Raw genomic sequence first — 25,550 nt, 5'->3', positions numbered from 1 at the left:
GGCCCCCAACAACGGTGCTAGCCACACCGGTTGAGGGCCTTCATCGCCAAGGTCACTAGGAGGCCCTGGGATGCTCCGGCATGTTAGCGCGCCGACGCGCTTCTACTCGCAGATTCCGAACGAACTCATCCGCAACCCGCGTCTGAACGGGACGGCCGTCCGCCTGCTGAGCTGGGCGTTGTCGCTGCCCGCGGACTCCCGCGAGACGTTGACCTCGCTCGCGGAGAGGATGCCCGAGGGTCGGATGGCCGTCCGCAAGGCGCGCGGTCAGCTCACCGAAGAGGGATACGTCCACACCCGGCACCTCCAGTGCGCCGAGAGCGGGCGGTGGCGGACGGTCGTGCTGGTGTCCAACACGGCGCTGAGGACGGCCGAGGAGGTGGACGCCGCGTTCGCCGCCTGCACCGCCGGGCAGCCGCCGAGTGACCAGGACCCGCCGGTCGGCCCGCCGCCGGAGCAGGCGCTCGGCGAGCAACCCCTTGAGAACAACGGGGAGAACACCCACCACCCTCCCCGCCCCGAGCCCGCGTCCGAAGCGGCGCCGGACGCGGAGCCGGAACCGGCGCCCGGTCCGGAGCCGGACGGGGCCGCCGTGCGGGCGTTGGTGGACGTCGGGCGGGCGGAGCCCAGGCTGCGGCTGGGCCTGGCCGAGGCGGCGCGGCTGGCGCCGCTGGCGCGGGAGTGGCTGGCGAGAGGCGTGAGCCTGGCCGAGTTCCGGGAGGCGATGACGGCCGGGCTGCCCGGCCGGGTGTACGCCCCGGCGAAGCTGTTGGCGCACCGGTTGCGGGAGAAGCTGCCCGCGCCCGTCGCCCCGCCGGAGCCGCCCGGCCCCCCGGCGCCGCCCCCGCCACCGCTGGCGGAGTGCGCCGAGTGCTGCGATCCGCTGCCCCGGGGCCAGCTCTCCGGCATCTGCCGGGGCTGCGCGGGCCTCACCCCGCCGCCGGACCCGGGCCCCGGGCTCCCACCCGGCGCCGCCAAGGCCCGCGCCGCCTTCGAGGCGGCCCGCGCCGCATCCGGCACGCGTGGGCGAGGGCGGCGCTATGCTTAGTCCAGCGCTTAGTCCAGTGGGCGGATCTCTATGCGAGGCAGCGATGGAAGAAGCCCGTCAGTACAACGTGCACGAAGCCAAGACACACCTCTCGCGCATCTTGGAACAGGTCGCCAGTGGTGAGGAAGTCGTGATCAGCAAGGCGGGGGAGCCTGTCGCCAAGGTCGTTCCGCTGCGTTCCAGAGTGCGGCGGAGCGGGCGCGGTTCGCTGCGCGGGCTGATCAAGATCCGGGACGACTTCGACGAGCTCCCCGATGATCTTGCCGACGCTTTCGGGATGCGCTGATGAGGCTTCTGCTCGATACGCACATCGTCCTGTGGTGGCTTGAGGACTCTCCCGAGCTCTCCGGGGAAGTCAAGGATCTCCTCGAAGTCGAGCCCCATGTGTACGTCAGCGCCGTGACCCCCTGGGAGATCGCGATCAAGCAGTCGCTGGGCAAGCTGGTCGGCCCGGACGACCTCGCGGAGCGGGTCCGCGACAGCCAGTTCCGCAGCCTGCCGATCACCGCCGGGCACGGGGTCCGGGCAGGGCGGCTGCCGGGGCACCACAGGGACCCCTTCGACCGGGTACTGATTGCCCAGGCGCAGGTCGAAGGGCTGATCCTCGTCACCCGTGACAAGTGGATGCCCCAGTACGACGTGCAGGTCATGGCCGTCTGAGCCCTGACGCCGGGCTCGGGAGGCCGCGATCAACGGCTCGCGGTGGCCGAGGAGGAGCACGGCCCGATCACCGAGGAGGAGATCCGGCAGGTGCGGGACGGGCCGCAGCGCTGCGAGAGGCCGTGAGCCCCTTCCTCAGCAGCGCCAGGCCGAGCAGAGCCATCAGCGTCCCGGAGGCGCCGGACATCAGCCCGATGCCCACTTCCCCGTCCGGATCGCCGATCCCGTCCGGAGGGAGATCCACGTCCAACCACTCCAGCACCATCCAGGCCTGAGTGAACAGCAGGACACCGCAGGCAAGCAGCAGGCCGCCCAGGGGGGAGTCGAGGCGCTGCCGAGGGCGTGCCCTGCCCTTGGCGAGCCACCCAACGACTCCTCCCGCCACGAGGGCCACCGGCAGTGCGAGGAATTGGCCGATCATCAGCCCGGTGAGCAGGGCGAGACGCAGGTGGTCGACCCCCTCGCCCCTCGGCTCGACGATGAGGACACAGGCCCCTCCCGCGAGGAGACCGGTCGCCACGGTGCGCAGAAGAATCACGGCATCATCATGGGCGAGTCCGTTCGACGTGCGGTGCGACATCGGCGAGCGCGGGTCCCGCGCACCTCGGCGGACTGCCGAGAGCGGCGAAAACCGGCTACCGCGACAGCCGGGAGAGGCGGAGACTCGTGCCATGGGTGACATGGGGGAGTTCCGGGACGCGGTCGTCGGGTGGGCGGCCGGTGGGCCCGGCGGGCCCGCGCGCGAGCTGGCGGCGGGCCTGGCCGTCCGGACGGCCGTCCTGCTGGAGGGGCCGAGCGATGTCGCGGCCGTCGCGGCGCTGGCCGCGAGCCGGGGGCGGGATCTGGAGGCCGAGGGCGTCTGCGTGCTCTCGATGGGCGGGGCCATGAGCGTCGGGCGCTTCGCGCAGCTGCTGGGCCCGCCCGGCCTGGGGTTGCGCCTGACGGGGCTGTGCGACGAGCGGGAGCGGCCGTACTACGCCCGGGGCCTGGAGCGGGCCGGCGCGGCGGAGGGCGGGTTCTTCGTCTGTACGGCGGATCTGGAGGACGAGCTCATCCGCGCGCTGGGTGCGGCGCGGGTGGAGGAGCTCGTCCGGGCGGAGGGCGAGCAGCGCGCCCTGGAGAGCTTTCTGCGTCAGCCCGCGCAGCGTGACCGCTCGCAGGAGCAGCGGTTGCGGCGCTTCCTCGGCACGAAGAAGGGGCGCAAGATCCACTACGGCCGGGTCCTCGTCGAGGCCCTCGATCCCGACGGTGTGCCCGCCCCGCTCGACGGCCTGCTCGGCAGCCTCTGACCGCGCTGTGGCGGGCTCACCCTGGGTGCTCCAGGAGGCGGGCGAGGTTGTCGAGGGCCATGCGCATGCCGGTCTCGTTGTCGGCGGGGGCGACGGCCTCGGGGAGGCCGGTGTGCAGCACGCTGACGTCGGTGCCGCCGCCTGGGGCGTCGGTGAGCGTGGTCGTGATCGTCATCAGGCCCTGGAACGCCGGGTCCTCGGTCTCGAACTCCATCTCCTCCACGACTTCCCCGTCCGGCACGAGCCGGGTGAAGCGGCCGTGGTAGGTGTCGGTGCGCGCGGTCGACTTGCCGGAGGTGCTCGCCGGGTCGTCGTAGGTGAGGGAGACGCGGAAGGCGCCGCCCTCGTGAGGCTCGAAGGTGTGCACGCGGCAGCTCATGCCCGCCGGGACGCGCCAGCGGGGGATGGCCGCCGGGTCGAGCAGGGCGCGGTAGACGTCGGGGCGCGGGGCGGCGACGTGGCCGGTGGTCCGGGTGGTGTGGGTGGTGTGGGTCATCGGCGGGCGTACTTCGGGGCGTAGGTGAGGATGACGAGGCCGGTGGAGTGGGTCTCGGTGCCGGTGAGCTCGAAGTCGACCTTCGCCATGTCGCGGTAGAGCAGGTCGGCGGGCTGGGCCTTGCCGGAGAGGACGGGGTGGAGCCACACCCGGAACTCGTCGAGGAGGCGGTGCTCCAGCATCAGCCGGGTGACGTCGCCGAAGCCGTACTGGAGGATGCCGCCGCCGTCCTCCTCCTTGAGCGCGCGGATGCGGGCGGCGACGTCGTCGGCGATGACGTGGCTGTTCGTCCACTCCGGGTCGGTCAGGGTGCTGGAGACGACGTACTTCGGCATGCTGTTCATACGGTCGGCGAAGGCGTTCTGGCCGGCCTGCGCGGACCAGGCGGGGAAGAAGCCCTCGTACGTCCCGCGGCCCATGATCAGCGCCTCGCTCTCGAAGAGCTGCCGGCGTGCGGCCTGCTCGGCCTGCTCGCCGAAGTAGTCCATGTGCCAGGACTGCATGTTGGTGATGTCGCCGTCGAGCGTCATGTACGTGGCGTTGACGATCTTGCGCATGGGGTGTGCTCCTCGGTGTGCCGGGTACCGCGCGTGCGGTGCCGTCGCGGGATTGGACGCCCCGGTCGGCGGAAACTCATCGCGGTTGCCGTTTCGGTGGGGGCGGTGCGGGCAACCGAAGGCGCCATGGACAGCACTCTCGCCCTCGCCGCCGAAGGTTACGCATGGTTGCCGGACCGGTGGCGGACCCACACCGGTCCCGTCGTCCGCACCCGGCTGCTGGGCCACCCGGCGGTGGGGCTGCGGGGCCCGGAGGCGGTGCGGTTCTTCTACGACGACCGGCACGTGGCGCGGCGGGCGGCGCTCCCGGAGCCGGTGATGGCGACGCTGTTCGGGCGCGGCGGGGTGCAGTCGCTGGACGGGGAGGCGCACCGGGAGCGCAAGGCGCTGCTGATGGACGTGGTCTCCCCGCCGGAGCGGGTGGAGGCGCTGGCGGAGGGCTTCGCGGCGGCGTGGGAGGAGGCGTTGCCGGGGTGGCTGGGTGACGGCAGGATCGTGCTCTTCGACGAGGCCGGGGTCGTGCTCACGCTGGCCGTGGCCCGGTGGGCGGGGGTGCCGCTGGCCGGGCACGAGGCGCGCCCGCTGGCGGCGGACCTGCTGGCCATGGTGGACGGCTTCGCGACGGCCGGGCCCCGGCACTGGCGTGGGCGGAAGGCGCGGGTGGAGCGCGAGGCGTGGCTGGTGGAGCTGGTCGAGGGCGTCCGTTCGGGTGAGGTGGAGACGCCGCGGGGGTCGGCGCTGGAGCGGATCGCGACACACCGCAACGCGGACGGGGAGCCGCTGGAGCCGCACGTGGCGGCCGTCGAGGTGCTGAACGTGCTGCGGCCGACGGCCGCCGTGGCCTGGTACGCGGCGTTCGCGGCGCACGCCCTGCACCGATGGCCGCGGCACCGGGAGCGGCTGGGGGAGGCGGCGTACGCGTACGCCTTCGCGGACGAGGTGCGGCGCTTCTATCCGTTCGCGCCGTTCGTGGCCGGGCGGGCGGTGACGGACCTGACGTGGCACGGGGAGCCGATCCCGTACGGCTCGTTGCTGCTGCTGGACCTGTACGGGCAGAACCACGAGCGGGCGCTGTGGGGCGACCCGTACATCTTCCGCCCGGACCGCTTTCTGGGCGGCGGTGTCGACCCGCGGCTGCTGGTGCCGCAGGGCGGCGGCGATCCGGAGTCGGGCCACCGCTGCCCCGGTGAGTCGGCGACGCGCTCGCTGATCGCCGCGGTGGCGGCCCGGCTGGCGGAGCTGTCCTACGCGGTGCCGTCGCAGGACCTGACGATCCCGCTGGGCCGGATTCCCACCCGTCCGCGCAGCGGGATGGTGCTCAGTAACCTGGCCCGGTGACCAGGGAGAACACAGAGGCGGCCGAGCGGGCCGTGCGGGCGTGGCGGGCCTCGGTGGCGGGCGGGGCCGTGCTGCTGGACGGCTTCCACGCGGTGAAGCACGCGTTGCGGTTCGGGGCGGACGTCGGCGTCGTCCTCGCCCGGGACGCGGCGGCCGTGCGCGCGCTGGCCGGGGAGCTGGCCCCGGACGTGGCGGAGGAGCTGGCGGGGCGGGTGGTCGAGGTGGACGGCGGGGTGCTGCGGGAGCTGGTGCCCAGGCCGCATCCGACCGGGGTGGCCGCACTGGCCGTCCGCCGGGGCCGGGAGGCCAACCTGGCGGCTCTGCGGGCCCGGCCCCGGAGCGCGCCCGTGGTGCTGCTGGAGGACCCGCGCAACCTGGGCAACGTGGGCGCCGTCGTCCGGCTCGCGGCGGGGCTGGGCGCCACCGGCGTCGTCACGACGGGGCCGGCCGACCCGTGGCATCCGGCGGCCGTGCGGGGCGGTGCGGGCCTGCACTACGCGACGGCCGTGGAGCGGGTGACGCCGAAGGAGCTGCCGCCGGGGCCGCTGTACGTGCTGGACCCGGAGGGCGCCGACCTGCGCGGGTCCGTCGTCCCCGACGACGCGGTGCTGGCCTTCGGCACCGAGCGGCACGGGGTCTCGGCGGAGCTGAAGGCCCGGGCCGACCACCTGCTGGCCCTGCCGATGCGCCCGAACGTCTCCAGCTACAACCTGGCGACCAGCGTCGCGATGACCCTCTACCACTGGTCCTGCGGCCCCGGAAAGGCTGACCGCACGCCCGTTTCCCGCGTACGGTGAGTACCAGCCGGGCTCTCCCCGACCGGAGCGGAGGCGAAGACGTGACGATGCCCGCCATGAGTGCGCGTCCCGGAAACCTGCGTTCCGTCGCTGAGGAGATCGAGCGGGCGACCGGTCTGCGTGTCGAGATTCTGGGAGGGAAGCTCGTGATGTCCCCGACCCCGCGGGGGAAGCACGCGGGCGTGATCCGGCGGTTGCGCAAGCAGATCGAGCCCGTGTTGGCCGACGGGCTCGGAGCGTACGAGGTGTCGTCGATCGCGATGCCGGACGACCCGGACGACTACTGCACCCCCGACCTCGTGATCCTCCCCGAGGAGTGGGACCAGGACGACGACTGGCTGGCGGACCCGCGGGATGTGGAGCTCGCGGTGGAGGTCATCTCCAAGTCCGAGCGCGCGAAGGACATCGCGGGCAAGGGCGAGTGGTACGCGGCGGCTGGCGTCCGGCTGCTGCTCAGCGTCGACCCTCGGCGCGGCGCGTGGACGCTGCGCAGCAGGCCGAAGGCGGACGAGTACCAGGGCGTACTGCACGGGGAGTTCGGGGACGACGTGCCGCTGCCGGAGCCGTTGGGCATCGTGCTCGACACCGGTTGTCTGCCGGTTTACGACGCCCCCTGAGCGCCGGGCTCCCCCACGCCGTCGACCCCCGCGCGGTGACGGTGCGCGGGGGCCGACGGCGGGATCAGGCGTCAGGGTCAGGCCTGGCGGCGGACCTCGACCATGCGGAAGCGCGGAGCGACGAAGGCCGCGTCGCACAGGGTGGCGTTGGCGGCGGGGTTGCCTCCGGAGCCGTGGAAGTCGGAGAACGCGGCCGTCTGGTTGACGTAGACGCCGCCGGTGAGGTTGAGGGAGAGCTGGGCGCACTCCTCCAGGCAGGCGTCCTCGATGAGCCGCTCGGCCTCGGCGTCGGTCGTGTAGGCGCCGACCGTCATGGCGCCCTGCTCCCGCACGGTGCGGCGCAGCAGCGCGACGGCGTCGGCCGTGGAGTCGACGGCGACGGCGAAGGAGACCGGGCCGAAGCACTCGCTGAGGTAGGCGGACTCGGCCTCCGGCGCGGCGGCGTCGAGCTTGACGATGGCCGGGGTGCGCACGGTGGCGTCGGGGAACTCGGGGTGCTCGACCGCGCGGGAGGCGAGGGCGAGCTCGCCGAGCGAGGGCGCGGCGTCGAGCCGCTCGCCGACGCCCGGGTTGACGATGGCGCCGAGCAGGGCGGTGGCGCGGGTGTCGTCGCCCAGGAGCTTGTCCACGGCGCCCGCGAGGTCGGCCACGAGCTCGTCGTACGTCTTGTGCCCGGCGTCGGTCCCGATGCCCTGACGCGGGATGAGCAGGTTCTGCGGGGTGGTGCACATCTGGCCGCTGTAGAGGGACAGCGAGAAGGCGACGTTGGCGAGCATGCCGCGGTAGTCGTCGGTGGAGTCGAACACGATCGTGTTGACTCCGGCCTTCTCGGTGAAGACCTGCGCCTGGCGGGCGTTGGCCTCCAGCCAGTCGCCGAAGGCGGAGCCGCCGGTGTAGTCGACGATGCGGATCTCGGGGCGGGTGGCGAGCGTCCTGGCGATGCCCTCGCCGTCACGCTCGGCGGCCAGGGCGACGAGGTTGGGGTCGAAGCCGGCCTCGGCGAGGGTCTCGCGGGCGATGCGCACGGTGAGCGCGAGCGGCAGCACGGCGCGCGGGTGCGGCTTGACGAGGACGGCGTTGCCCGTGGCCAGGGAGGCGAAGACGCCCGGGTAGCCGTTCCAGGTGGGGAAGGTGTTGCAGCCGATGACGAGGGCGACGCCGCGCGGGACGGCGGTGAACTCCTTCGTCAGCTCCAGCGGGTCCCGCTTGCCCTGCGGCTTGGTCCAGCGGACGGCGGCGTCGGGGGTGCGGGTCTGCTCGGCGTAGGCGTAGGCGACGGCCTCCAGGCCGCGGTCCTGGGCGTGCGGGCCGCCGGCCTGCATCGCCATCATGTAGGCCTGTCCGCTGGTGTGCATGACGGCCTGGGCGAACTCGTGGGTGCGCGCGTTGATCCGGGTGAGGATCTCCAGACAGACGGCCGCCCGTGCCTCGGGGCCGGCGTCCCGCCAGTCGGGGACGGCCGCGCGCATGGCGGGCAGCAGGACGTCCGCGTCGGCGTGCGGATACTCGATGCCGAGGTCGACGCCGTAGGGGGAGCGCTCGCCGCCCGTCCAGCCGTCGGTGCCGGGCTGGTCCAGCTCGAAGCGGGCGCCGCGCAGCGCGTCGAAGGCGGCCTGCCCCTCGGCCGCGCTCAGCGAGCCGTTCTCCCCGTAGGCCTTGGGGTGCTCAGGGAAGGGCGACCAGTAGGCCCGGGTGCGGATGGTCTCCAGGGCCTGGTCGAGAGTGGGGCGGTGCTGGTCGATCAGCTTCCTGGCGCTGAGCGCTGTGGTCATCGAAGACCAACTCCTCGTCGAGCTGTGCGCGAGCTTGCGGACAACGGCTAGAGTAACCGAACGATCGGTCGGGACAAGGGGTGGAAATGGCCAGCGAGGACAAGGCACCACAGACCGCACGGTCAGACGGGGCGTTCGGCACGGTCGCCGTCGTCGGGACGGGCACGATGGGGCAGGGCATCGCCCAGGTGGCCCTGGTCGCCGGGCACCGGGTGCGGCTGCACGACGTGGCGCCCGGGCGGGCCGAGCAGGCCGCCGCGGCGATCACCGGGCGGCTCGACCGGCTGGTGGAGAAGGGCCGGATGACGGCCGAGGCCCGCGAGGCCGCCGCCTCCCGGCTGCACGCCGTGGCCGAGCTGGGCGAGCTGGCCGACGCGGAGATCGTCATCGAGGCCGTGCTGGAGGAGCTGGGCGCCAAGCAGCTGCTCTTCGAGGCCCTGGAGTCCGTCGTCGCCGAGGACTGCCTGCTGGCCACCAACACCTCCTCCCTCTCCGTGACGGCCGTCGCGGGCGCGCTGCGCCGCCCCGGGCGCTTCCTCGGCCTGCACTTCTTCAACCCGGCGCCGCTGCTGCCGCTCGTGGAGGTGGTCAGCGGCCACGCGACGGACGAGGCCGCCGCCGTCCGGGCCCGCGACCTGGCCGCGGCCTGGGGCAAGACGCCGGTGCGCTGCACCGACACCCCGGGCTTCATCGTCAACCGGGTGGCCAGGCCGTTCTACGCGGAGTCCTTCCGGCTGCTGGAGGAGCGCGCCGCGGACCCGGCCACGCTGGACGCCGTCCTGCGGGAGAGCGGCGGCTTCCGGATGGGCCCCTTCGAGCTGACCGACCTCATCGGGCAGGACGTCAACGAGGCCGTCACCCGCAGCGTCTGGTCGTCCTTCTTCCAGGACCCGAAGTTCACCCCGTCCCTCGCCCAGCAGCGGCTGGTGCAGTCCGGGCGGCTCGGCCGCAAGTCCGGGCACGGCTGGTTCGCCTACGGGGACGGGGCGGCGGACGTCGAACCGCACACCATGCCCCCGCACCCGGCCCCGCGCCAGGTGACGGTGCACGGCTCGCTGGGCCCGGCGGCCGTGCTGCCCGCGCTGCTGGAGAAGGCCGGGATCGGCGTCGTCCGGGCCGAGGCGGAGGAGGCGGAGGCCGGTTCGGAGGGGGCCGGCGGGCACCTCGTCCTGCCCGGTGGCTCGAAGCTGTGCCCCGCGAACGGCCACGCGCCCGCCCTCGGGGAGATCCACCTCGACCTCGCCCTCGACTACCGCACCGCGGAGCGGGTGGCGCTCGGGTGCGCCGACGACGTCCCCGAGACCGACCGGGCGGCCGCGGCCGGGCTCTTCCAGGCCCTGGGCAAGCGGGTCAGCCTCGTCGAGCCCGTCCCCGGCCTGGTCGTGGCCCGCACGGTGGCGATGCTGGCCGACCTCGCCGCCGACGCCGTCGCCCGTGGCGTGGCCACCGAGGCCGACGTCGACACCGCGATGCGGCTCGGGGTGAACTACCCGCGCGGCCCGCTGGAGTGGTGCGACGCGCTCGGCGCGGGCTGGGCCGTGGGCGTCCTGCGCGCCCTGCACGCCGCCTACCCCACCGGCCGCTACGCCCCGTCCCAGGGCCTGCTGCGCCGCTCTGGGCCGATCGGGGGACAATCTTGACATCCTCCCTTCCCTGAGGGGAGGGGATTCCTGGCTCAGGCTGCCTCCGGGAGCAGCGCTCCTGGGGGTCTTGCGCCATCAGCGCCAGCCGGGTTGAGACCAGCCCGGACCAGCATCACGCGGGCGGAGTTCTTGTCCCTGGGGGATACGGCTCCGCACGCGGTGCAGGTGTAGGTACGTTCCGAAAGGGGAAGTGCGTGCTTGGTTCTCGCTCCGCACGACGCGCAGTCCATGGTGGTGTGCGCGGGGTGCACCAGACGCACATCGCGTCCGTGCTTGCGGCCCATCTCGATCAGGGCCGTCTTCGTGGCGCCAATCCCCGCGTCGGCGGCTTTGCGGGCCATGGTGGTCTTGGCCAGGAACTTCGGCCGGAAATCCTCAACCGCGATCGCGTCGTGGTCCCGGACGACACGCTTGGCCCACTTGCGGGCGGTGTCCTGCCGCTGACGGGAGACCTTCTTGTGCAGCTTCGCGGTATGCGCCTGGGCCTTCCGGTAGCCGTCGGACGCGGCCTGCCCCTTGGCGGGGCGGCGCCGGGCCATCATCCGCTGATAGCGCGCCAAGCGCTGAGCGGCGTTCCTCCCGTGCTGGGCATGGGAGAGGTCATGGGCGACGCTCGTGGTGGTGGCGGTTTCCCTGACGCCCCAGTCGACGCCGAGCACCGCCCCAGTCTCCGGGAGCGGCTGCACCTTGGCCGCGACGACGAACGACGCGTACCAGTGCCCGATGCTGTCGCGATACACCCGCACCGAGGAGGGTGTGGCCGGGAGCCCGCGGGACCACACAGGCGTCAGCACGATCCCGCCCGCGAGGTGCAGGCGGCCGCCCCTGAGGCGGAACCCGCGCCGCGTGTAGTTCAGCGTGGGCAGCGCCTCACGCTTCCGCTTGATCCGGGGCATCCCCGCGCGCTGCCGCATCGGCAGCCCGGCCTTGATGTCCTTCATCGCCTTGGCGCGGGACTTGGCGAAGTCCCGGATGGTCTGCTGCTGCGGCACCGAGCTGCCTTCACGCAGCCAGGCCACCGCCCTGCGGGCCTCGGTCAGCATCTTGTCGAGTTGCGCCGGACCGCACATCGTCCGCTTGGCCGCGTCCCGGTTCCGGGCGTGGACCTTGCGGGACATGGCAACGCATTCGTTCCAGATCCACCGGCAGCGCGCCCACTCGGCCATAAGACCAGCGCGTGCGGTCGACGACACGCGCAGCCGGTAGGTGTACCGGGCAAGCCCGGCATCCCCCGCCTTCGCTTTCCTCGTCATACCCAACAACCTACCCGGAGGGACCGACAGTTGAGAGTTCCCGATCACGCGGCCCGCCTCACCACCACCGCGGTGGACGCCGAACCGCCACGGCGGCACTTCGCTTCTCCCCGCCCTGCTCCCCAGGAGCTTCGTCTCCTCCCCGGCCTGAAGACCGGGACATCCACGAAGGTGACCTGGTGACCATGGCACGCCGCGACACGTACACCCCGGACACCCTGTTGGCCGTCGCGGTGCGCGTGTTCAACGAGCGTGGCTACGACGGCACGAGCATGGAGCACCTGTCGAAGGCCGCCGGGATCTCCAAGTCGTCCATCTACCACCACGTGCGCGGCAAGGAGGAGCTGTTGCGCCGGGCCGTCTCCCGGGCGCTGGACGGCCTCTTCGGCATCCTCGCCGAGCCGGGCGCGCGGGACGGCCGGGCGATCGAGCGGCTGGAATACGTCACGCGGCGCACGGCCGAGGTGCTGATGGCCGAGCTGCCGTACGTGACGCTGCTGCTGCGGGTCCACGGCAACACGGACACCGAGCGGTGGGCGCTGGCCCGCCGCCGGGAGTTCGACCAGCAGGTCGCCGAGCTGCTGAAGCAGGCGGCGGCCGAGGGGGATCTGCGCGCCGACATCGACGTGCGGCTGGCCACCCGGCTTCTCTTCGGCATGATCAACTCGATCGTGGAGTGGTACCGGCCCGAGCGCGGCTCGGCCGAGCCCGAGGTCGCCGCCGCCGTCGTCCGCATGGCCTTCGCGGGCCTGCGGGTGACCTGAGCGGCCGGCGGCTTCCCACGCCGTGGCCGGGGTTCGCTTCCCTTCCGCCGGACTCTCGACGTGGGGTTCGCCGCCGTCGCGGCGGGCTTTTCCCGGGGCTCCGCCCCGGGGCCCCGGACCCGCGGGCCCCGGCCGCCCGGCTGCGGTGCCGGGGGCTGCGCTCGCCAGCCCTGCGCCTCAGCGCAGACCTCCCAAGCGCGCGGTGTCGTGGCCGTTCGCGCGGTTCCCGGCTCCCCGTCAGGGCGTGGGGTGGAGGTCGGTCTCCTCGAAGACGAGGAGGGTGCGGGTGCTCAGCACCTCGGGGATGGACTGGATGCGGGTGAGCACCAGCTCGCGCAGGGCCCGGTTGTCGGCCGTGTGGACGAGCAGGAGCACGTCGAAATCCCCGCTGACCAGCGCGATGTGGGTGGCGCCCGGCAGCTGCTGGAGCTGCTCGCGCACGGTGCGCCACGTGTTCTGCACGATCTTGAGCGTCACGTAGGCGGAGGCGCCCTGGCCCGCCCGCTCGTGGTCGACGCGGGCGCTGAAGCCGCGGATGACGCCGTCGTCGACGAGCCGGTTGATGCGGGCGTAGGCGCTGGCCCGGGAGATGTGGACGCGGTCGGCGACCGAGCGGACGGAGGCCCGGCCGTCCGTCTGGAGGATGCCGAGGATCTGCCGGTCGACCGCGTCCAGCGGCCGGGGCGTGAGGCCCGTTCCGGCCATCTGTTCATCCGCCATGGCGTGCGGCCCTCCCTCGTTGGACGTCTGGCGCGCGACCCCGGGTGTGGACGGCCATTCGTCCACGGCGGCGCACCACCTGTAGCCAGAATGCACGCCAGACCGAACAATCGGTAGGGGAGAGACCCCGGTCACCCCGAGGCTCGCCACCCCCCGCCCACCCGTCCGCCCGCCGCCCACCCGGAGGTGTGCCCGACATGACGGTCGTCGCGCAGACCGGCGCGTATCGCCCCGCCCCGCCGCCCGCCTGGCGCCCGCGTACCGACGCGGCGCCGCTGCTGCCGGACGAGGAGCCGTACCGCCTGCTGGGCACCGGTGCCGAGCTCGACCCGGAGCTGATGGCCGAGCTGTACACGCAGCTCGTCAAGGGTCGCCGCTACAACCAGCAGGCCACCGCCCTGACCAAGCAGGGCAGGCTGGCCGTGTACCCGTCCACGACGGGTCAGGAGGCGTGCGAGGTCGCCGCCGCGCTCGCCCTCAAGGAGCAGGACTGGCTGTTCCCCTCCTACCGCGACACCCTCGCCGTCGTCGCCCGCGGGGTGGAGCCCGCGCAGGCCCTCACGCTGCTGCGCGGTGACTGGCACTCGGGCTACGACCCGCGGGCGTGCCGCGTCGCGCCGCTGAGCACGCCGCTGGCCACGCAGCTGCCGCACGCCGTCGGCCTCGCCCACGCGGCCCGGCTGCGCGGTGACGACGTCGTGGCGCTCGCCATGGTCGGCGACGGCGGCACCAGCGAGGGGGACTTCCACGAGGCGCTGAACTTCGCCGCCGTCTGGCAGGCGCCCGTCGTCTTCCTGGTGCAGAACAACGGCTTCGCGATCTCCGTGCCGCTGTCCAAGCAGACCGCCGCCCCGACGCTCGCCCACAAGGCCGTCGGCTACGGCATGCCCGGCCGCCTGGTGGACGGGAACGACGCCCCGGCGATGTACGAGGTGCTGTCGGAGGCCGTCGAGCGGGCCCGGCGCGGCGCCGGACCGACGCTCATCGAGGCGGTGACGTACCGGATGGACGCGCACACCAACGCCGACGACGCCACCCGCTACCGGGGCGACGCCGAGGTGGACGAGTGGCGCGAGCACGACCCGGTCGCCCTGCTGGAGGCCGAGCTGACCCAGCGCGGCCTGCTGGACGAGGCGGGCGTCGCCGCGGCCCGGGAGGCCGCCGAGGCCATGGCCGCGAAGCTGCGGGACAGCATGAACGCGGACGCCGAGCTGGACCCGATGAGCCTGTTCGACCACGTCTACGCCCAGAAGACGAGCCAGCTGCGCGAGCAGGCCGACCAGCTGCGGGCCGAGCTGGCCGCGGCCGAGGAACAGGACGCGGCGCAGCACGAGGAGGACCACCGATGAGCACGGCGGCCACCAGCCGACCGGGCGGCCCGACGACGACGGCCGCCCCCAAGCCCACCCCGCTCGGCCAGGCGCTCAACCGCGCCATGCGGGACGCCATGGCCGAGGACCCGACGGTCCACGTGCTCGGCGAGGACGTCGGCACCCTCGGCGGCGTCTTCCGCGTCACGGACGGCCTGGCCAAGGAGTTCGGCGAGGACCGCTGCACCGACACCCCGCTGGCCGAGGCCGGCATCCTCGGTGCCGCCGTGGGCATGGCGATGTACGGGCTGCGGCCGGTCGTGGAGATGCAGTTCGACGCGTTCGCCTACCCGGCCTTCGAGCAGCTCATCTCGCACGTGTCCCGCATGCGCAACCGCACGCGCGGCGCGCTGCCCATGCCCATCACCGTCCGGGTGCCCTACGGCGGCGGCATCGGGGGCGTCGAGCACCACAGCGACTCCTCCGAGGCGTACTACATCGCCACCCCCGGCCTGCACGTCCTCACCCCGGCGACCGTGGCCGACGCCTACGGCATGCTGCGCGAGGCCATCGCCTCGGACGACCCGGTGATCTTCCTGGAGCCCAAGCGGCTCTACTGGTCCAAGGACGCCTGGGACCCGGAGGCGCCGACGGCCGTCGAGCCCATCGGCCGCGCTGTCGTCCGCCGGACCGGCACCTCCGCGACGCTGCTCACCTACGGCCCGTCCGTGCCCGTGTGCCTGGAGGCCGCCGAGGCCGCCCGGGCCGAGGGCTGGGACCTGGAGGTCGTGGACCTGCGCTCGCTGGTGCCCTTCGACGACGAGACGGTCACCGCGTCCGTGCGGCGCACCGGGCGGGCCGTCGTCGTCCACGAGTCCACCGGCTTCGGCGGGCCCGGCGGCGAGATCGCCGCCCGCGTCACCGAGCGCTGCTTCCACCACCTGGAGGCGCCGGTGCTCCGCGTGGCCGGTTTCGACCTCCCCTACCCGCCGCCGATGCTGGAACGCCACCATCTGCCCGGTGTGGACCGCATCCTGGACGCCGTGGACCGGCTCCAGTGGGAGTCGCGGTGGACGGAAGGGGACGTGCGCTGATGCCCGAGGTACGCGAGTTCACACTGCCGGATCTGGGCGAGGGCCTCACCGAGGCCGAGATCACCCGCTGGCTGGTGGAGGTCGGCGACGTCGTCGCCGTGGACCAGCCGGTCGTCGAGGTCGAGACGGCCAAGGCCATGGTCGAGGTGCCGTGCCCCTACGGCGGCGTGGTCACCGCCCGCTTCGGCGCCGAGGGGGACGAGATCCCCGTCGGCGCGCCCCTGGTCACCGTCGCCGCCTCCTCGCCGTCGTCCGCCGACGGCCCGGGGGCCGACGACGCCGGCGAGCAGACCACCTCGGAGCGGTCCGCCGCCGAGCAGGAGGGCTCCGGGAACGTCCTCGTCGGCTACGGCACGGCCGCCGCGCCCCGCAGGCGCCGCCGCAGCGCCTACCGCCCCACCCTGTCCGCCCCCGCGGCTCCCCCGCCCGCCCCGGCCGCCTCCGCGCCCTCTCCCGGACTCCGTCCGGTGGGGCCCCCGGTCGCTGGGAGTCCCCCCGGACGGAGTCCGGTGGAGGCCAACGGCACCGCGCTCGCCGTCATCTCACCGCTCGTGCGCCGCATCGCCCGGGAGCGCGGCATCGACCTGCGCACCGTCTCCGGGACGGGCCCGCAGGGCCTCATCCTGCGCGCCGACGTCGAACGGGCCGCCGCACCCTCCCCCGAACCCGCCGCACCCGCCCCGGCACCGGCGCCCTCCCCCGGACTCCGTCCGGGGGGACCCCCGGCGGGCGAGCGGCTGCCGCTCAAGGGCCTGCGCGGCGCCGTGGCGGACAAGCTCTCCCGCAGTCGCGGCGAGATCCCCGACGCCACCTGCTGGGTGGACGCCGACGCCACCGAACTCCTCGCCGCCCGCCGGGCCATGAACGCGGCGGGACCCAAGATCTCGCTGCTGGCCCTGCTCGGCCGCATCTGCGTCGCCGCCCTGGACCGCTACCCCGAGCTCAACTCGACGGTGGACACCGAGCGGCGCGAGATCGTCCGGCTGCCCGCCGTGCACCTGGGCTTCGCCGCGCAGACGGACCGGGGCCTGATGGTGCCCGTCGTCAAGGACGCCCACCGGCGCAACGCCCAGGACCTCAGCGCCGAGTTGCAGCGGCTCACCGACGTGGCGCGGGAGGGCAGGCTCGGCCCGGCCGAGCTGACCGGCGGCACGTTCACCCTCAACAACTACGGGGTCTTCGGTGTCGACGGCTCCACGCCGATCATCAACCACCCCGAGGCGGCCATGCTCGGCGTCGGCCGCATCGTGCCCAAGCCGTGGGTGCACGAGGGCGAGTTGGCGGTGCGGCACGTCGTGCAGCTCTCCCTCACCTTCGACCACCGCGTCTGCGACGGCGGCACGGCGGGCGGCTTCCTGCGCTACGTGGCCGACTGCGTCGAGCACCCCGCGGTCCTGCTGCGCACCCTGTAGTCCGCGTGGCCCTCGCCGGGCCGCGCCCGCGGGACGGCCGCCGCACCGGCCGTCCGGCCCGGGCGGCCGGGTGGCCCGTACCCTCGGGCCACCCGGGCCGTACGCTCTACCTCGTGACGGACACGGATGACGCGGGCGGCGCCTACGGCCGGTACGGCCGGTACGACGCCGTCGTGCTGGCCGGCGGGGCCGCCCGGCGGCTCGGCGGCACCGACAAGCCCGCCGTCACCGTGGGCGGGCGCACCCTGCTGGACCGCACGCTGTCGGCCTGCCCGGACGCCGGACGGGCCGTCGTCGTCGGCCCCCGCAGGCCCACCGCCCGCCCGGTGACCTGGGCGCGCGAGGCCCGCCCCGGCGCCGGGCCGCTGGCCGCGCTGGCCGCCGGGCTCGACCACGTCACCGCCGGGACCGTGCTCGTGCTCTCCGCCGACCTGCCCTTCCTCGGCCCCGACGCCGTCCGCCTGCTCCACGCCGAGCTGGCGCGCGCCCCGGAGGCCGAGTGCGTGCTCGCCACCCACGGCGGGCGCGACCAGCCGCTCCTGGCCGTCCACCGGGCCGAGCCACTGCGCCGCGAGCTGGCGCTGCTGGCCGCCGAGCACGGCCGCCTGGACCATCTGCCGCTGCGGCTGCTCACCGCCGAGCTCGCCGTCCGCCGGGTACCGCTCGCCGCCGAGACCGCCGCCGACTGCGACACCTGGGGCGACATCGCGGCGGCCCGCGCGCGCATCAGGGAGCATGGGCGTGTGCTGGAAGAATGGACCACCGCAGTCAAGGCGGAACTCGGCCTCGATCTCGACGTCGACATCAACGCCGTACTCGATCTCGCGCGTGACGCCGCGCACGGCGTGGCCCGCCCGGCGGCGCCACTGACCACGTTCCTGGTCGGCTACGCCGCCGCCCTCCAGGGCGGCTCCCCGCAGGACGTCACCGTCGCCCTCCGCAAGGCCGCCGCCCTGGCCGACCGCTGGAACCAGGAGGCGTCGGGCGGCCCGGACGCCGCCCCACCCGCCGTCGGCTGACGGCCGAGGAACACGTCGAGGGAACAAGGCCGATGAACCCCACACCCCCCAACCCGCCGATGAACGACGAGTTCGACGACGCCCTGGCCCTGGCCAACGGCGCGGCGGGCCTGGCTCCCGCGCCCCCGCCGCGCCGCCCCGACCCGGCGACGCCGGGCGGCGGAACGGCCGTGTCCTGGGCCGACGCACGGGCCGCGGCGCGGGCGGCGGGCCGGGCGGGCGAGGCCGTCGAGCTCCCCCTGAGCGAGGCGCTCGGCCACACGCTCGCCGCGCCGCTGCCCGCCCTCACCGATCTGCCCGCCTTCGACACCTCCGCCATGGACGGCTGGGCCGTGGCCGGCCCCGGGCCCTGGGAGCTGGACGAGGCCGACCCCGGCATCCTCGCCGGAGACAGCCCCGCGCGGCTGCCCGACGGGCACGCCGTGGCCATCGCCACCGGCGCCCGCGTCCCCGAGAACGCCACGGCCGTCCTGCGCCGCGAACACGGCTTCGCGGGCGGTGGCCGGCTCACCGCGCCCGACACCCCGGCGCACGGCGCGGACATCCGGCCCCGCGGCCAGGAGTGCCGCACCGGCGACCTGCTGCTGCCCGCCGGAACGGCCGTGACCCCCGCCGTGCTGGGGCTGGCCGCCGCCGCCGGGTACGACACGCTGCCGCTGACCCGCCGGCCGCGGGCCGAGGTGCTCGTCCTCGGCGAGGAGCTGCTGACCGAGGGCGTGCCCGCCGAGGGGCGCATCCGCGACGCCCTCGGTCCCCTCGTCGGCCCCTGGCTGGCCGGCCTGGGCGCCGACGTCGTCGCCACCCGGCACCTGGGGGACAGCGCCGACGCCCTGCGTCAGGCGCTCGCCGAGACGGGGAGGGAGGGCGGGGTCGACGTCCTCGTCACCACCGGGTCGACGGCCGCGGGCCCCGTGGACCACCTGCGGCCCGCCCTGACGGAGGCCGGGGCCACGTTCGTCGTGGACGGCGTCGCCGTGCGGCCCGGCCACCCCATGCTGCTCGCCGTCCTCCCCGACGGGCGGCACGTGGTGGGGCTGCCGGGCAACCCGCTGGCCGCCGTCTCCGCGCTGCTGACCCTGGCCGAGCCGCTGCTGCGTGCCCTGGCCGACCGGGACCCGGACGAGGGGCCCGGCACCGCGCGGCTCGGCGAACGCGTGCCCGGGCACCCCACCGACACCCGGCTCGTGCCCGTCGCCCACCGTTCGGGGACCGCGGCTCCGCTGCGTTACCACGGCCCGGCTATGCTCCGGGGGATCGCCTCCGCAACGGCGCTGGCGGTCATCCCGCCCGGCGGCGCCGGCGCGGGCGCCTCCGTCCATCTGCTCGGCCTGCCCCGGAACTGACCGGTGACCCCCGCATGAAGCTCCGCAACCCGATCGTCACGCGTCGGCACAAACTGACCTACGCCGACGACTACACCTTCCGGGTGCAGCTCCCGCGGCAGCTCACCGGCCCGCTGATCCAGGTCGCCAAGCGGCTCCTCATGGCGCACGTCGTGCTGCTGAGCGCCGTCCTCATCGTCTACCTCGACCGCGACGGCTACGTGGACAACGTGGGGGACGGGATCACCCTCCTCGACTCGGTCTACTACGTGACGGTGTCGCTCTCCACCACCGGGTACGGCGACATCTACCCGGCCTCGGAGACCGCCCGGCTGCTGACGACCTTCGCCATCACGCCGCTGCGCATCCTGTTCCTGATCATCCTGGTCGGCACCTCCCTGGAGGTACTGACCGAGCGCACCCGCCAGCAGTGGCGGCTGTCCCACTGGAGGTCCACCGTGCGCGACCACACGGTCATCGTCGGCTTCGGGACGAAGGGCCGCTCGGCCGCCGAGACCCTGCTCTCGGCGGGCGCCACGAAGGAGCAGATCGTCGTCGTCGACCCGAGCGCGAAGGTCATCGACGCGGCCAACGCGGACGGCTTCGCCGGGGTCGTCGGCGACGCCACCCGCTCCAGCGTGCTGGAGCGGGCCCGCATCGACCGGGCCCGGCGCATCATCATCGCCACCCAGCGCGACGACACGGCCGTGCTGGTGACCCTCACGGCCCGGCAGCTCAACCGGAAGCTCAACATCGTCGCCTCGGTGCGGGAGGAGGAGAACGTGCCGCTCCTGCGGCAGTCCGGCGCCGACTCCGTGGTCACCAGCTCCGGCGCGGCCGGGCGGCTCCTCGGGCTGTCCCTGGTCAGCCCCAGCGCGGGCCAGATCATGGAGGACCTCATCCAGACCGGCATCGGCATGACGCTCGCCGAACGGCCGGTCACCAAGGCCGAGGCCGGGCGTTCCCCGCGCGAGTGCCCCGACCTCGTCCTCGCCGTCATAAGGGGCCACCGGCTGCTGCACTTCGACGACCCCGAGGCGGCGACGCTCCAGCCGCTGGACCGGGTCGTCGTCATCCGGCGCGCCCACGACGAGCAGGCGGTGCCCAAGCTGCGCAAGGGCGACGAGGACGACACCGGCGAACTGCGCAACCCCCCGCGCATGCAGCCCCCCAAGCGTGACTGGCAGGCCCCCCGCGACGACCTCGGGCAGTGAGCGGGGAGCCTCCGGGGCGCCAACTGGCCCGCAGGACCCACTCGATCGTCGGAGACCCGACACGTCGCGATCACCGGACCGTCTCACACAACCGGTAGCGTCGGAGCATGCACGCGATCACGATTCCCGAACCCGGTGGACCCGAGGCGCTGGTGTGGGCCGAGGTGCCCGACCCCGAGGCCGGGGAGGGCGAGGTGCTGATCGAGGTCGCCGCGACCGCCGTGAACCGGGCGGACCTGTTGCAGCGTCAGGGCTTCTACCCGCCGCCCGAGGGGGCGTCACCCTATCCGGGCCTGGAGTGTTCCGGGCGGATCGCGGCCGTCGGTCCCGGCGCCTCTGGGTGGGCCGTCGGGGACGAGGTGTGCGCGCTGCTCAGCGGCGGGGGATACGCGGAACGCGTCACCGTCCCCGCCGGTCAGGTGCTGCCCGTGCCGCGGGGCGTCGACCTCGTGACGGCCGCCGCCCTGCCCGAGGTCACCGCGACGGTGTGGTCCAACGTCTTCATGGTGTGCAACCTGCGGCCCGGCGAGACCGTGCTCGTGCACGGCGGCGCCAGCGGCATCGGCACCATGGCCATCCAGCTCGCCAAGGCCGTCGGGGCCCGGGTCGCCGTCACCGCGGGCAGCCGCGAGAAGCTGGCGCGCTGTGCCGAATTGGGGGCCGACATCCTCGTCAACTACCGGGAGCAGGACTTCGCCGAAGAGGTGAAAGCCGCGACGGACGGCCACGGCGCCGACGTGATCCTGGACATCATGGGCGCCAAGTACCTGAAGCCCAACGTGGCGGCGCTCGCGGTCAACGGACGCATCGTCGTCATCGGCATGCAGGGCGGCGTCAAGGGCGAGCTGAACCTCGGCGCGCTGCTCGCCAAGCGTGGCGCCATCGCGGCGACGACGCTGCGCGGCCGGCCGGTGGACGAGAAGTCCGCCATCGTCGCCGCCGTGCGCGAGCACGTGTGGCCGCTCGTCGAGAGCGGCCGGGTGCGGCCCGTCGTGGACCGCACGCTGCCGCTGAGTGACGCCGCCGAGGGCCACCGGGCGCTTGAGGAGGGCGGACACGTGGGGAAGGTCGTGCTGGTGCGATGAAACCGGCCTAGTGGGGCGGGATGGTTACCGAGAGTACGAGTTCATACCCGAGATGCCGGGTATGAGCCACTGTGTGACCCTGGTCACTGGTCAGTGTGAACCACGGGTCCGGAGAGCCGACAGGGCCACGCGGGACCGACCGGGTCGCGTGGCACCCACGGGGTCGGCCGGAACCGACCGAGCCGACAGGGTCCCGAGAGCCGACCGGGCCCACCAGATCCGACAGAGCCGTGAGGGCCCGCGGGGCCATGAGTGCCCACGGGGCCGTAAGGGGCCACAGGGCCGTGAGAGCCGCAGGGTCACGAGGGGTGGAAGGGGCGTGAGACCGTGAGAAGGTCCGCCATCGGGCTGCTCGTCAGCGTCGCCGTCCTGGTGCCCACGCCGGCCGTCGCCACCGGCCCCGAGCCCTCCCAGGAGCCCACCGGGCCACCCGCCTGGTACCGCGACGACGGCTTCCGGATCTCCCCCGAGCCGGGCTTCGGCCCGGGCGGCACCCCGCCCAGCTGGACGTGGACCCCCGAGCCGCCGGAACCCCCGAGCAGCTCGCCGACCCCCTCGCCCTCCCCCACCGGCCCCACCCCCGAACCCTCCGGCTCGCCCTCGCCCACCGCCTCCGACCGGTCCGCCCCCGCGGCGAACCCCGCGCCCCCCAGGCCGCAGGCCCCGGCCCACCAGTGGGTGCCGCTGCCCGACCGCCCGGTGGAGACCTTCGGCAGCTACGACCTCTACGCCGACTACGCGGACCCGGCCGACACCGCGAGGCACTCCGGGCAGGCCGCCGCCGAGCCCGTCATCGGCCCCGTCCTGCCCGTCCTCTCCCTCGGCGCCGGGTTCGCCTCCGTCGGCCTCGGCCTGGCCTTCCTCGGGCTGCGGTTGCGGCGGAGCTGAGCGTCGGGCCGGGGGGTGTGGGTGTGCAGAATGGACGCATGACACAGCCGACGAACGAACAGCCGCAAGACCGTTCACATGTCCTCGTGGTCGGCCCGGACGGCATGGCGCTGGGCACGCCCGGCGGCGGGGAGGGCGACGAGGAGTCGCACGAGGTCCCGGTCACCGAGATGGTGGAGCAGCCCGCCAAGGTCATGCGCATCGGCAGCATGATCAAGCAGCTGCTCGAGGAGGTGAAGGCGGCCCCGCTCGACGAGGCCAGCCGCGCCCGGCTGAAGGAGATCCACCACAGCTCCGTCAAGGAGCTGGAGGACGGCCTCGCGCCCGAGCTCATCGAGGAACTCGAACGCATCTCCCTGCCCTTCATGGACGACGCCGTGCCCAGCGAGGCGGAGCTGCGGATCGCGCAGGCCCAGCTCGTGGGGTGGCTCGAAGGACTCTTCCACGGCATCCAGACCGCGCTGTTCGCCCAGCAGATGGCCGCGCGGGCCCAGCTGGAGCAGATGCGCCGGGCGCTCCCGCCGGGGATGAACGCCGAGGAGGCCGAAGGCCGCGCCCCCGGCCGCTCGGGCCCCTACCTGTAACCGCCCAGCCCTGCGCTGGGGAGGTCTGCGCCGAAAGCGCGGGGCCGGCAGGCGCAGCCCCCGCCCCCGGGCGCCGGTACCCACCGGCGATACGGCCGACCGCGGCGGCCCCGGAAACGCGAGCGGGCCGTGGCCGGACGGAGATCCGGACACGGCCCGCCGAGCGTGGCCAGGAGCGGGCGGAGCCGCTCAGCTCCAGGTGATGAGGCGCTTGGGGCGCTCCAGAACCGCCGCCGTGTCCGCCAGCACCTTCGAGCCCAGCTCGCCGTCGACCAGACGGTGGTCGAACGACAGGGCCAGCGTGGTGACGTGACGCGGCTTCACCTTGCCCTTGTGGACCCAGGGCTGCTCCTTGATCGCGCCGACGGCGAGGATCGCGGACTCTCCCGGGTTCAGGATCGGGGTGCCGGTGTCGACGCCGAACACGCCGACGTTGGTGATCGTCACCGTGCCGCCCTGCATGTCCGCGGGCGACGTCTTGCCCTCGCGGGCCGTGGCGACCAGCTCGCCCAGGGCCTGGGACAGCTCCGGCAGGGTCTTGGCGTGCGCGTCCTTGATGTTCGGCACGATCAGACCGCGCGGGGTGGCCGCCGCGATGCCCAGGTTGACGTAGTCCTTGTAGACGATCTCCTGGTTCTCCTCGTCCCAGGACGCGTTGACGTCCGGGTTGCGGCGGATCGCCGTGAGGAGCGCCTTGGCCACGAGCAGCAGCGGGTTGACCCGCAGACCCGCCATGTCCCGGTCCTGCTTGAGCTCCTCGACGAGCCGCATCGTGCGCGTCACGTCGACGGTGACGAACTCCGTCACGTGCGGGGCCGTGAAGGCGCTGGAGACCATCGCCGCGGCCGTCGCCTTGCGGACGCCCTTGACCGGCACCCGGCGCTCGCGGATGGCCGCCATGGACTGCGGCTCGACGGCGGTGACCGAGGGGGCGGCGGGCTCCGCCGTTGCCGGGGCTTCCCCCAGACTCCGTCCGGGGGGACCCCCAGCGGGGGCGGCGGCCGGGGCGGCGGCCGCGTGGACGTCCTCGCGGGTGATGATCCCGTCCGGGCCGGTCGGGGTGACCCGGGCCAGATCCACACCGAGGTCCTTGGCCAGCTTGCGCACCGGCGGCTTGGCCAGCGGCCGGGTGGCGGCCTCCCCGGTCGGCGCGGCCGGGGCCGGGGCGCCGGGGACGGTGCCGTTCATCTCGGCCTGGAGCGCCTCGGCGGCACCGCGCTCGGGCATCGGGGCCGCCTGCTTGCGGGGCCGCCGCTTGGTGGAGGTGGCGGACACGCCGTAGCCGACGAGCACCGGCTGCCGCTTGCCCTCCTCCGGGGCCTCCGGCTCGGGCTCGGCCGCCGGGGCGGCCTCGGCGGCGGGCTCCGGGGCCGCGGGCTCGGCGCCGCCCTCGCCGGGGGCGGTGTCGACGGTGATGATCGCCGTACCGACGTCCACCGTCGTGCCCTCGTCGAAGTGGAGCTCGCTGACCGTCCCGGTGAAGGGGATCGGCAGCTCGACGGCGGCCTTGGCCGTCTCGACCTCGCACACGATCTGGCCGTCGGTCACCGAGTCACCCGGCTTGACGTGCCAGGACAGGATCTCCGCTTCGGTGAGACCCTCGCCCACGTCGGGCATCTTGAACTCGCGGAAGCGCTGCGCGTTCGCAGTCATCGTCACGACTCTCCTCGTCCCTGCTCAGTACGCCAGGGCGCGGTCGACGGCGTCGAGCACCCGGTCCAGACCCGGCAGGTACTCCTCTTCCAGGCGGGCGGGCGGGTACGGCGCGTGGAAGCCGCCGACGCGCAGCACCGGCGCCTCCAGGTGGTAGAAGCAGCGCTCGGTGATCCGGGCGGCGACCTCCGCACCGGAACCGTAGAACACCGGCGCCTCGTGGACGACCACGAGGCGGCCCGTCTTCTCGACCGACTGCTGGATGGTGTCGAAGTCGATCGGCGACATCGAGCGCAGGTCCACGACCTCGACCGAGCGGCCCTCCTCCTCGGCGGCCGCGGCGGACTCCAGACACGTCTTCACCATGGGGCCGTAGGCCGCCAGGGTGATGTCGGTGCCGGTGCGGACCACCTGGGCCCTGTGCAGCGGGGCGGGGATCGAGGAGCTGTCGACGACGCCCTTGTCCCAGTAGCGCCGCTTCGGCTCGAAGAAGATCACCGGGTCGTCGGACTCGATGGCCTGGCGCATCATCCAGTAGGCGTCGTTCGCGTTCGACGGCGAGACGCACTTGAGGCCCGCGACGTGCGCGAACAGCGCCTCGGGCGACTCGCTGTGGTGCTCGACGGCGCCGATGCCGCCGCCGTAGGGGATGCGGATGACGACCGGCAGCTTCACCTTGCCGAGCGCACGGGCGTGCATCTTGGCCAGCTGGGTGACGATCTGGTCGTAGGCGGGGAAGACGAACCCGTCGAACTGGATCTCGCAGACCGGGCGGTAGCCGCGCAGGGCCAGACCGATCGCGGTGCCGATGATGCCCGACTCGGCCAGCGGGGTGTCGATGACCCGGTCCTCGCCGAAGTCCTTCTGCAGGCCGTCGGTGACGCGGAAGACGCCGCCGAGCTTGCCGACGTCCTCTCCCATGATCAGAACCTTGGGGTCGGCCTCCAGCGAGGCGCGCAGCGACTCGTTGATCGCCTTGGCGACGGGCAGCTGGCCCGAACTCTTGGCAGCCATG

Annotated in this window: 26 protein-coding genes; 18 read left to right on the top strand and 8 right to left on the bottom strand. The window is 73.9% G+C overall.

Annotated elements, in window-relative coordinates:
- Positions 1-70 precede the first annotated feature (70 nt).
- Genes HPT28_RS04915 through HPT28_RS04905 form a run of 3 tightly spaced genes read left to right on the top strand, consistent with a single transcriptional unit; the run spans position 71 to position 1,708 of the window.
- The gene (locus HPT28_RS04915) at positions 71-1,048 is read left to right on the top strand and encodes a hypothetical protein (protein ID WP_219089601.1); all 978 of its coding nucleotides are present in this window, start codon (positions 71-73) and stop codon (positions 1,046-1,048) included.
- A 43-nt stretch (positions 1,049-1,091) separates the two neighbouring features.
- Complete coding sequence (locus HPT28_RS04910; protein WP_219089600.1) at positions 1,092-1,334, top strand: type II toxin-antitoxin system Phd/YefM family antitoxin; 243 nt, start codon at positions 1,092-1,094, stop codon at positions 1,332-1,334.
- Positions 1,334-1,708, top strand: coding sequence for a type II toxin-antitoxin system VapC family toxin (locus HPT28_RS04905; protein WP_219089598.1), 375 nt, complete (start codon positions 1,334-1,336; stop codon positions 1,706-1,708). The genes HPT28_RS04910 and HPT28_RS04905 overlap by 1 nt, the downstream gene beginning before the upstream one ends.
- 67 nt (positions 1,709-1,775) lie before the next feature.
- Here HPT28_RS04905 and HPT28_RS04900 read toward each other — a convergent pair whose 3' ends face one another.
- The gene (locus HPT28_RS04900; RefSeq protein WP_219089596.1) at positions 1,776-2,246 is read right to left on the bottom strand and encodes a hypothetical protein; all 471 of its coding nucleotides are present in this window, start codon (positions 2,244-2,246) and stop codon (positions 1,776-1,778) included.
- A 133-nt stretch (positions 2,247-2,379) separates the two neighbouring features.
- On the opposite strand from HPT28_RS04900, the gene HPT28_RS04895 reads away from it, so the two are divergent.
- Positions 2,380-2,997 carry a TOPRIM nucleotidyl transferase/hydrolase domain-containing protein gene (locus HPT28_RS04895; protein WP_219089594.1) on the top strand — a complete coding sequence of 206 codons (618 nt, stop codon included), beginning with the start codon at positions 2,380-2,382 and terminating at the stop codon, positions 2,995-2,997.
- A 16-nt stretch (positions 2,998-3,013) separates the two neighbouring features.
- Here HPT28_RS04895 and HPT28_RS04890 read toward each other — a convergent pair whose 3' ends face one another.
- The gene (locus HPT28_RS04890; RefSeq protein ID WP_219089593.1) at positions 3,014-3,493 is read right to left on the bottom strand and encodes an SRPBCC domain-containing protein; all 480 of its coding nucleotides are present in this window, start codon (positions 3,491-3,493) and stop codon (positions 3,014-3,016) included.
- On the bottom strand, positions 3,490-4,050 hold the full coding sequence (locus HPT28_RS04885; RefSeq protein WP_219089591.1) for a dihydrofolate reductase family protein: 561 nt from the start codon (positions 4,048-4,050) through the stop codon (positions 3,490-3,492). Before HPT28_RS04885 ends, HPT28_RS04890 begins: the two co-directional genes overlap by 4 nt.
- Before the next feature lie 126 nt (positions 4,051-4,176).
- Here HPT28_RS04885 and HPT28_RS04880 point away from each other — a divergent pair, with 126 nt between their 5' ends.
- From HPT28_RS04880 to HPT28_RS04870, 3 genes are read left to right on the top strand one after another with little or no spacing between them, the layout of a single operon-like run.
- A complete protein-coding gene (locus HPT28_RS04880) occupies positions 4,177-5,388 on the top strand; it encodes a cytochrome P450 (protein ID WP_219089589.1) in 1,212 nt (403 codons plus the stop codon).
- Entirely contained in the window at positions 5,385-6,185 is an 801-nt protein-coding gene (locus tag HPT28_RS04875; RefSeq protein ID WP_308119080.1) for a TrmH family RNA methyltransferase, read from the top strand. Before HPT28_RS04880 ends, HPT28_RS04875 begins: the two co-directional genes overlap by 4 nt.
- A gap of 56 nt (positions 6,186-6,241) precedes the next feature.
- Positions 6,242-6,802, top strand: coding sequence for a Uma2 family endonuclease (locus HPT28_RS04870; protein WP_257578036.1), 561 nt, complete (start codon positions 6,242-6,244; stop codon positions 6,800-6,802).
- 77 nt (positions 6,803-6,879) lie between these two features.
- Here HPT28_RS04870 and paaN read toward each other — a convergent pair whose 3' ends face one another.
- Complete coding sequence (paaN, locus tag HPT28_RS04865) at positions 6,880-8,574, bottom strand: phenylacetic acid degradation protein PaaN (protein ID WP_219089585.1); 1,695 nt, start codon at positions 8,572-8,574, stop codon at positions 6,880-6,882.
- 86 nt (positions 8,575-8,660) lie between these two features.
- Here paaN and HPT28_RS04860 point away from each other — a divergent pair, with 86 nt between their 5' ends.
- Complete coding sequence (locus tag HPT28_RS04860; protein ID WP_219089583.1) at positions 8,661-10,214, top strand: 3-hydroxyacyl-CoA dehydrogenase; 1,554 nt, start codon at positions 8,661-8,663, stop codon at positions 10,212-10,214.
- A gap of 35 nt (positions 10,215-10,249) precedes the next feature.
- Here HPT28_RS04860 and HPT28_RS04855 read toward each other — a convergent pair whose 3' ends face one another.
- Positions 10,250-11,470, bottom strand: coding sequence for an RNA-guided endonuclease TnpB family protein (locus tag HPT28_RS04855; protein WP_219089581.1), 1,221 nt, complete (start codon positions 11,468-11,470; stop codon positions 10,250-10,252).
- Between the two features lie 179 nt (positions 11,471-11,649).
- Between HPT28_RS04855 and HPT28_RS04850 the strand changes: the two genes are divergently transcribed.
- Positions 11,650-12,234, top strand: a complete 585-nt coding sequence (locus tag HPT28_RS04850) for a TetR/AcrR family transcriptional regulator (protein WP_219089579.1) — start codon at positions 11,650-11,652, stop codon at positions 12,232-12,234.
- 237 nt (positions 12,235-12,471) lie between these two features.
- Here HPT28_RS04850 and HPT28_RS04845 read toward each other — a convergent pair whose 3' ends face one another.
- A complete protein-coding gene (locus HPT28_RS04845; protein WP_219089577.1) occupies positions 12,472-12,954 on the bottom strand; it encodes an Lrp/AsnC family transcriptional regulator in 483 nt (160 codons plus the stop codon).
- Between the two features lie 197 nt (positions 12,955-13,151).
- Between HPT28_RS04845 and pdhA the strand changes: the two genes are divergently transcribed.
- The 9 genes from pdhA (at position 13,152) to HPT28_RS04800 (ending at position 22,882) form a co-directional block, all read left to right on the top strand.
- Positions 13,152-14,303 carry a pyruvate dehydrogenase (acetyl-transferring) E1 component subunit alpha gene (pdhA, locus tag HPT28_RS04840; protein ID WP_219089575.1) on the top strand — a complete coding sequence of 384 codons (1,152 nt, stop codon included), beginning with the start codon at positions 13,152-13,154 and terminating at the stop codon, positions 14,301-14,303.
- Complete coding sequence (locus tag HPT28_RS04835) at positions 14,300-15,358, top strand: alpha-ketoacid dehydrogenase subunit beta (RefSeq protein WP_219089573.1); 1,059 nt, start codon at positions 14,300-14,302, stop codon at positions 15,356-15,358. The genes pdhA and HPT28_RS04835 overlap by 4 nt, the downstream gene beginning before the upstream one ends.
- Positions 15,358-16,770, top strand: a complete 1,413-nt coding sequence (locus HPT28_RS04830; protein WP_219089571.1) for a dihydrolipoamide acetyltransferase family protein — start codon at positions 15,358-15,360, stop codon at positions 16,768-16,770. Before HPT28_RS04835 ends, HPT28_RS04830 begins: the two co-directional genes overlap by 1 nt.
- Positions 16,771-16,883: 113 nt before the next feature.
- The gene (locus HPT28_RS04825; protein ID WP_219089570.1) at positions 16,884-17,789 is read left to right on the top strand and encodes an NTP transferase domain-containing protein; all 906 of its coding nucleotides are present in this window, start codon (positions 16,884-16,886) and stop codon (positions 17,787-17,789) included.
- Between the two features lie 32 nt (positions 17,790-17,821).
- Positions 17,822-19,132, top strand: coding sequence for a molybdopterin molybdotransferase MoeA (locus HPT28_RS04820; protein ID WP_219089568.1), 1,311 nt, complete (start codon positions 17,822-17,824; stop codon positions 19,130-19,132).
- Between the two features lie 14 nt (positions 19,133-19,146).
- Entirely contained in the window at positions 19,147-20,325 is a 1,179-nt protein-coding gene (locus HPT28_RS04815; protein ID WP_219089567.1) for a TrkA family potassium uptake protein, read from the top strand.
- A 107-nt stretch (positions 20,326-20,432) separates the two neighbouring features.
- On the top strand, positions 20,433-21,410 hold the full coding sequence (locus HPT28_RS04810) for an NAD(P)H-quinone oxidoreductase (RefSeq protein WP_219089565.1): 978 nt from the start codon (positions 20,433-20,435) through the stop codon (positions 21,408-21,410).
- A 327-nt stretch (positions 21,411-21,737) separates the two neighbouring features.
- On the top strand, positions 21,738-22,298 hold the full coding sequence (locus tag HPT28_RS04805) for a hypothetical protein (protein WP_219089563.1): 561 nt from the start codon (positions 21,738-21,740) through the stop codon (positions 22,296-22,298).
- Between the two features lie 38 nt (positions 22,299-22,336).
- Complete coding sequence (locus tag HPT28_RS04800) at positions 22,337-22,882, top strand: bacterial proteasome activator family protein (RefSeq protein ID WP_219089561.1); 546 nt, start codon at positions 22,337-22,339, stop codon at positions 22,880-22,882.
- 189 nt (positions 22,883-23,071) lie between these two features.
- Here HPT28_RS04800 and HPT28_RS04795 read toward each other — a convergent pair whose 3' ends face one another.
- Both HPT28_RS04795 and HPT28_RS04790 read right to left on the bottom strand, forming a co-directional pair.
- A complete protein-coding gene (locus tag HPT28_RS04795; protein WP_219089559.1) occupies positions 23,072-24,535 on the bottom strand; it encodes a dihydrolipoamide acetyltransferase family protein in 1,464 nt (487 codons plus the stop codon).
- Between the two features lie 24 nt (positions 24,536-24,559).
- Positions 24,560-25,549: an alpha-ketoacid dehydrogenase subunit beta gene (locus HPT28_RS04790; RefSeq protein WP_219089557.1), complete on the bottom strand. Its 990-nt coding sequence runs from the start codon at positions 25,547-25,549 to the stop codon at positions 24,560-24,562.
- Position 25,550: the final 1 nt, after the last annotated feature.

The sequence above is a fragment of the Streptomyces sp. JJ38 genome (genome assembly GCF_019303475.1).
Classification (GTDB): domain Bacteria; phylum Actinomycetota; class Actinomycetes; order Streptomycetales; family Streptomycetaceae; genus Streptomyces.
This window is presented reverse-complemented; position numbering and strand designations above follow the sequence as displayed.

Excerpts from the sequence above, each read along its gene's own strand:
- HPT28_RS04815 (WP_219089567.1), top strand. The coding sequence starts at position 19,147 with ATGAAGCTCCGCAACCCGATCGTCACGCGTCGGCACAAACTGACCTAC.
- paaN (WP_219089585.1), bottom strand. The coding sequence starts at position 8,574 with ATGACCACAGCGCTCAGCGCCAGGAAGCTGATCGACCAGCACCGCCCC.
- HPT28_RS04845 (WP_219089577.1), bottom strand. The coding sequence starts at position 12,954 with ATGGCGGATGAACAGATGGCCGGAACGGGCCTCACGCCCCGGCCGCTG.
- HPT28_RS04885 (WP_219089591.1), bottom strand. The coding sequence starts at position 4,050 with ATGCGCAAGATCGTCAACGCCACGTACATGACGCTCGACGGCGACATC.
- HPT28_RS04880 (WP_219089589.1), top strand. The coding sequence starts at position 4,177 with ATGGACAGCACTCTCGCCCTCGCCGCCGAAGGTTACGCATGGTTGCCG.
- HPT28_RS04910 (WP_219089600.1), top strand. The coding sequence starts at position 1,092 with ATGGAAGAAGCCCGTCAGTACAACGTGCACGAAGCCAAGACACACCTC.
- HPT28_RS04855 (WP_219089581.1), bottom strand. The coding sequence starts at position 11,470 with ATGACGAGGAAAGCGAAGGCGGGGGATGCCGGGCTTGCCCGGTACACC.
- HPT28_RS04870 (WP_257578036.1), top strand. The coding sequence starts at position 6,242 with ATGAGTGCGCGTCCCGGAAACCTGCGTTCCGTCGCTGAGGAGATCGAG.
- HPT28_RS04860 (WP_219089583.1), top strand. The coding sequence starts at position 8,661 with ATGGCCAGCGAGGACAAGGCACCACAGACCGCACGGTCAGACGGGGCG.
- HPT28_RS04835 (WP_219089573.1), top strand. The coding sequence starts at position 14,300 with ATGAGCACGGCGGCCACCAGCCGACCGGGCGGCCCGACGACGACGGCC.
- HPT28_RS04790 (WP_219089557.1), bottom strand. The coding sequence starts at position 25,549 with ATGGCTGCCAAGAGTTCGGGCCAGCTGCCCGTCGCCAAGGCGATCAAC.
- HPT28_RS04795 (WP_219089559.1), bottom strand. The coding sequence starts at position 24,535 with ATGACTGCGAACGCGCAGCGCTTCCGCGAGTTCAAGATGCCCGACGTG.
- HPT28_RS04905 (WP_219089598.1), top strand. The coding sequence starts at position 1,334 with ATGAGGCTTCTGCTCGATACGCACATCGTCCTGTGGTGGCTTGAGGAC.
- HPT28_RS04890 (WP_219089593.1), bottom strand. The coding sequence starts at position 3,493 with ATGACCCACACCACCCACACCACCCGGACCACCGGCCACGTCGCCGCC.
- HPT28_RS04820 (WP_219089568.1), top strand. The coding sequence starts at position 17,822 with ATGAACCCCACACCCCCCAACCCGCCGATGAACGACGAGTTCGACGAC.
- pdhA (WP_219089575.1), top strand. The coding sequence starts at position 13,152 with ATGACGGTCGTCGCGCAGACCGGCGCGTATCGCCCCGCCCCGCCGCCC.
- HPT28_RS04830 (WP_219089571.1), top strand. The coding sequence starts at position 15,358 with ATGCCCGAGGTACGCGAGTTCACACTGCCGGATCTGGGCGAGGGCCTC.
- HPT28_RS04915 (WP_219089601.1), top strand. The coding sequence starts at position 71 with ATGCTCCGGCATGTTAGCGCGCCGACGCGCTTCTACTCGCAGATTCCG.
- HPT28_RS04895 (WP_219089594.1), top strand. The coding sequence starts at position 2,380 with ATGGGTGACATGGGGGAGTTCCGGGACGCGGTCGTCGGGTGGGCGGCC.
- HPT28_RS04810 (WP_219089565.1), top strand. The coding sequence starts at position 20,433 with ATGCACGCGATCACGATTCCCGAACCCGGTGGACCCGAGGCGCTGGTG.
- HPT28_RS04800 (WP_219089561.1), top strand. The coding sequence starts at position 22,337 with ATGACACAGCCGACGAACGAACAGCCGCAAGACCGTTCACATGTCCTC.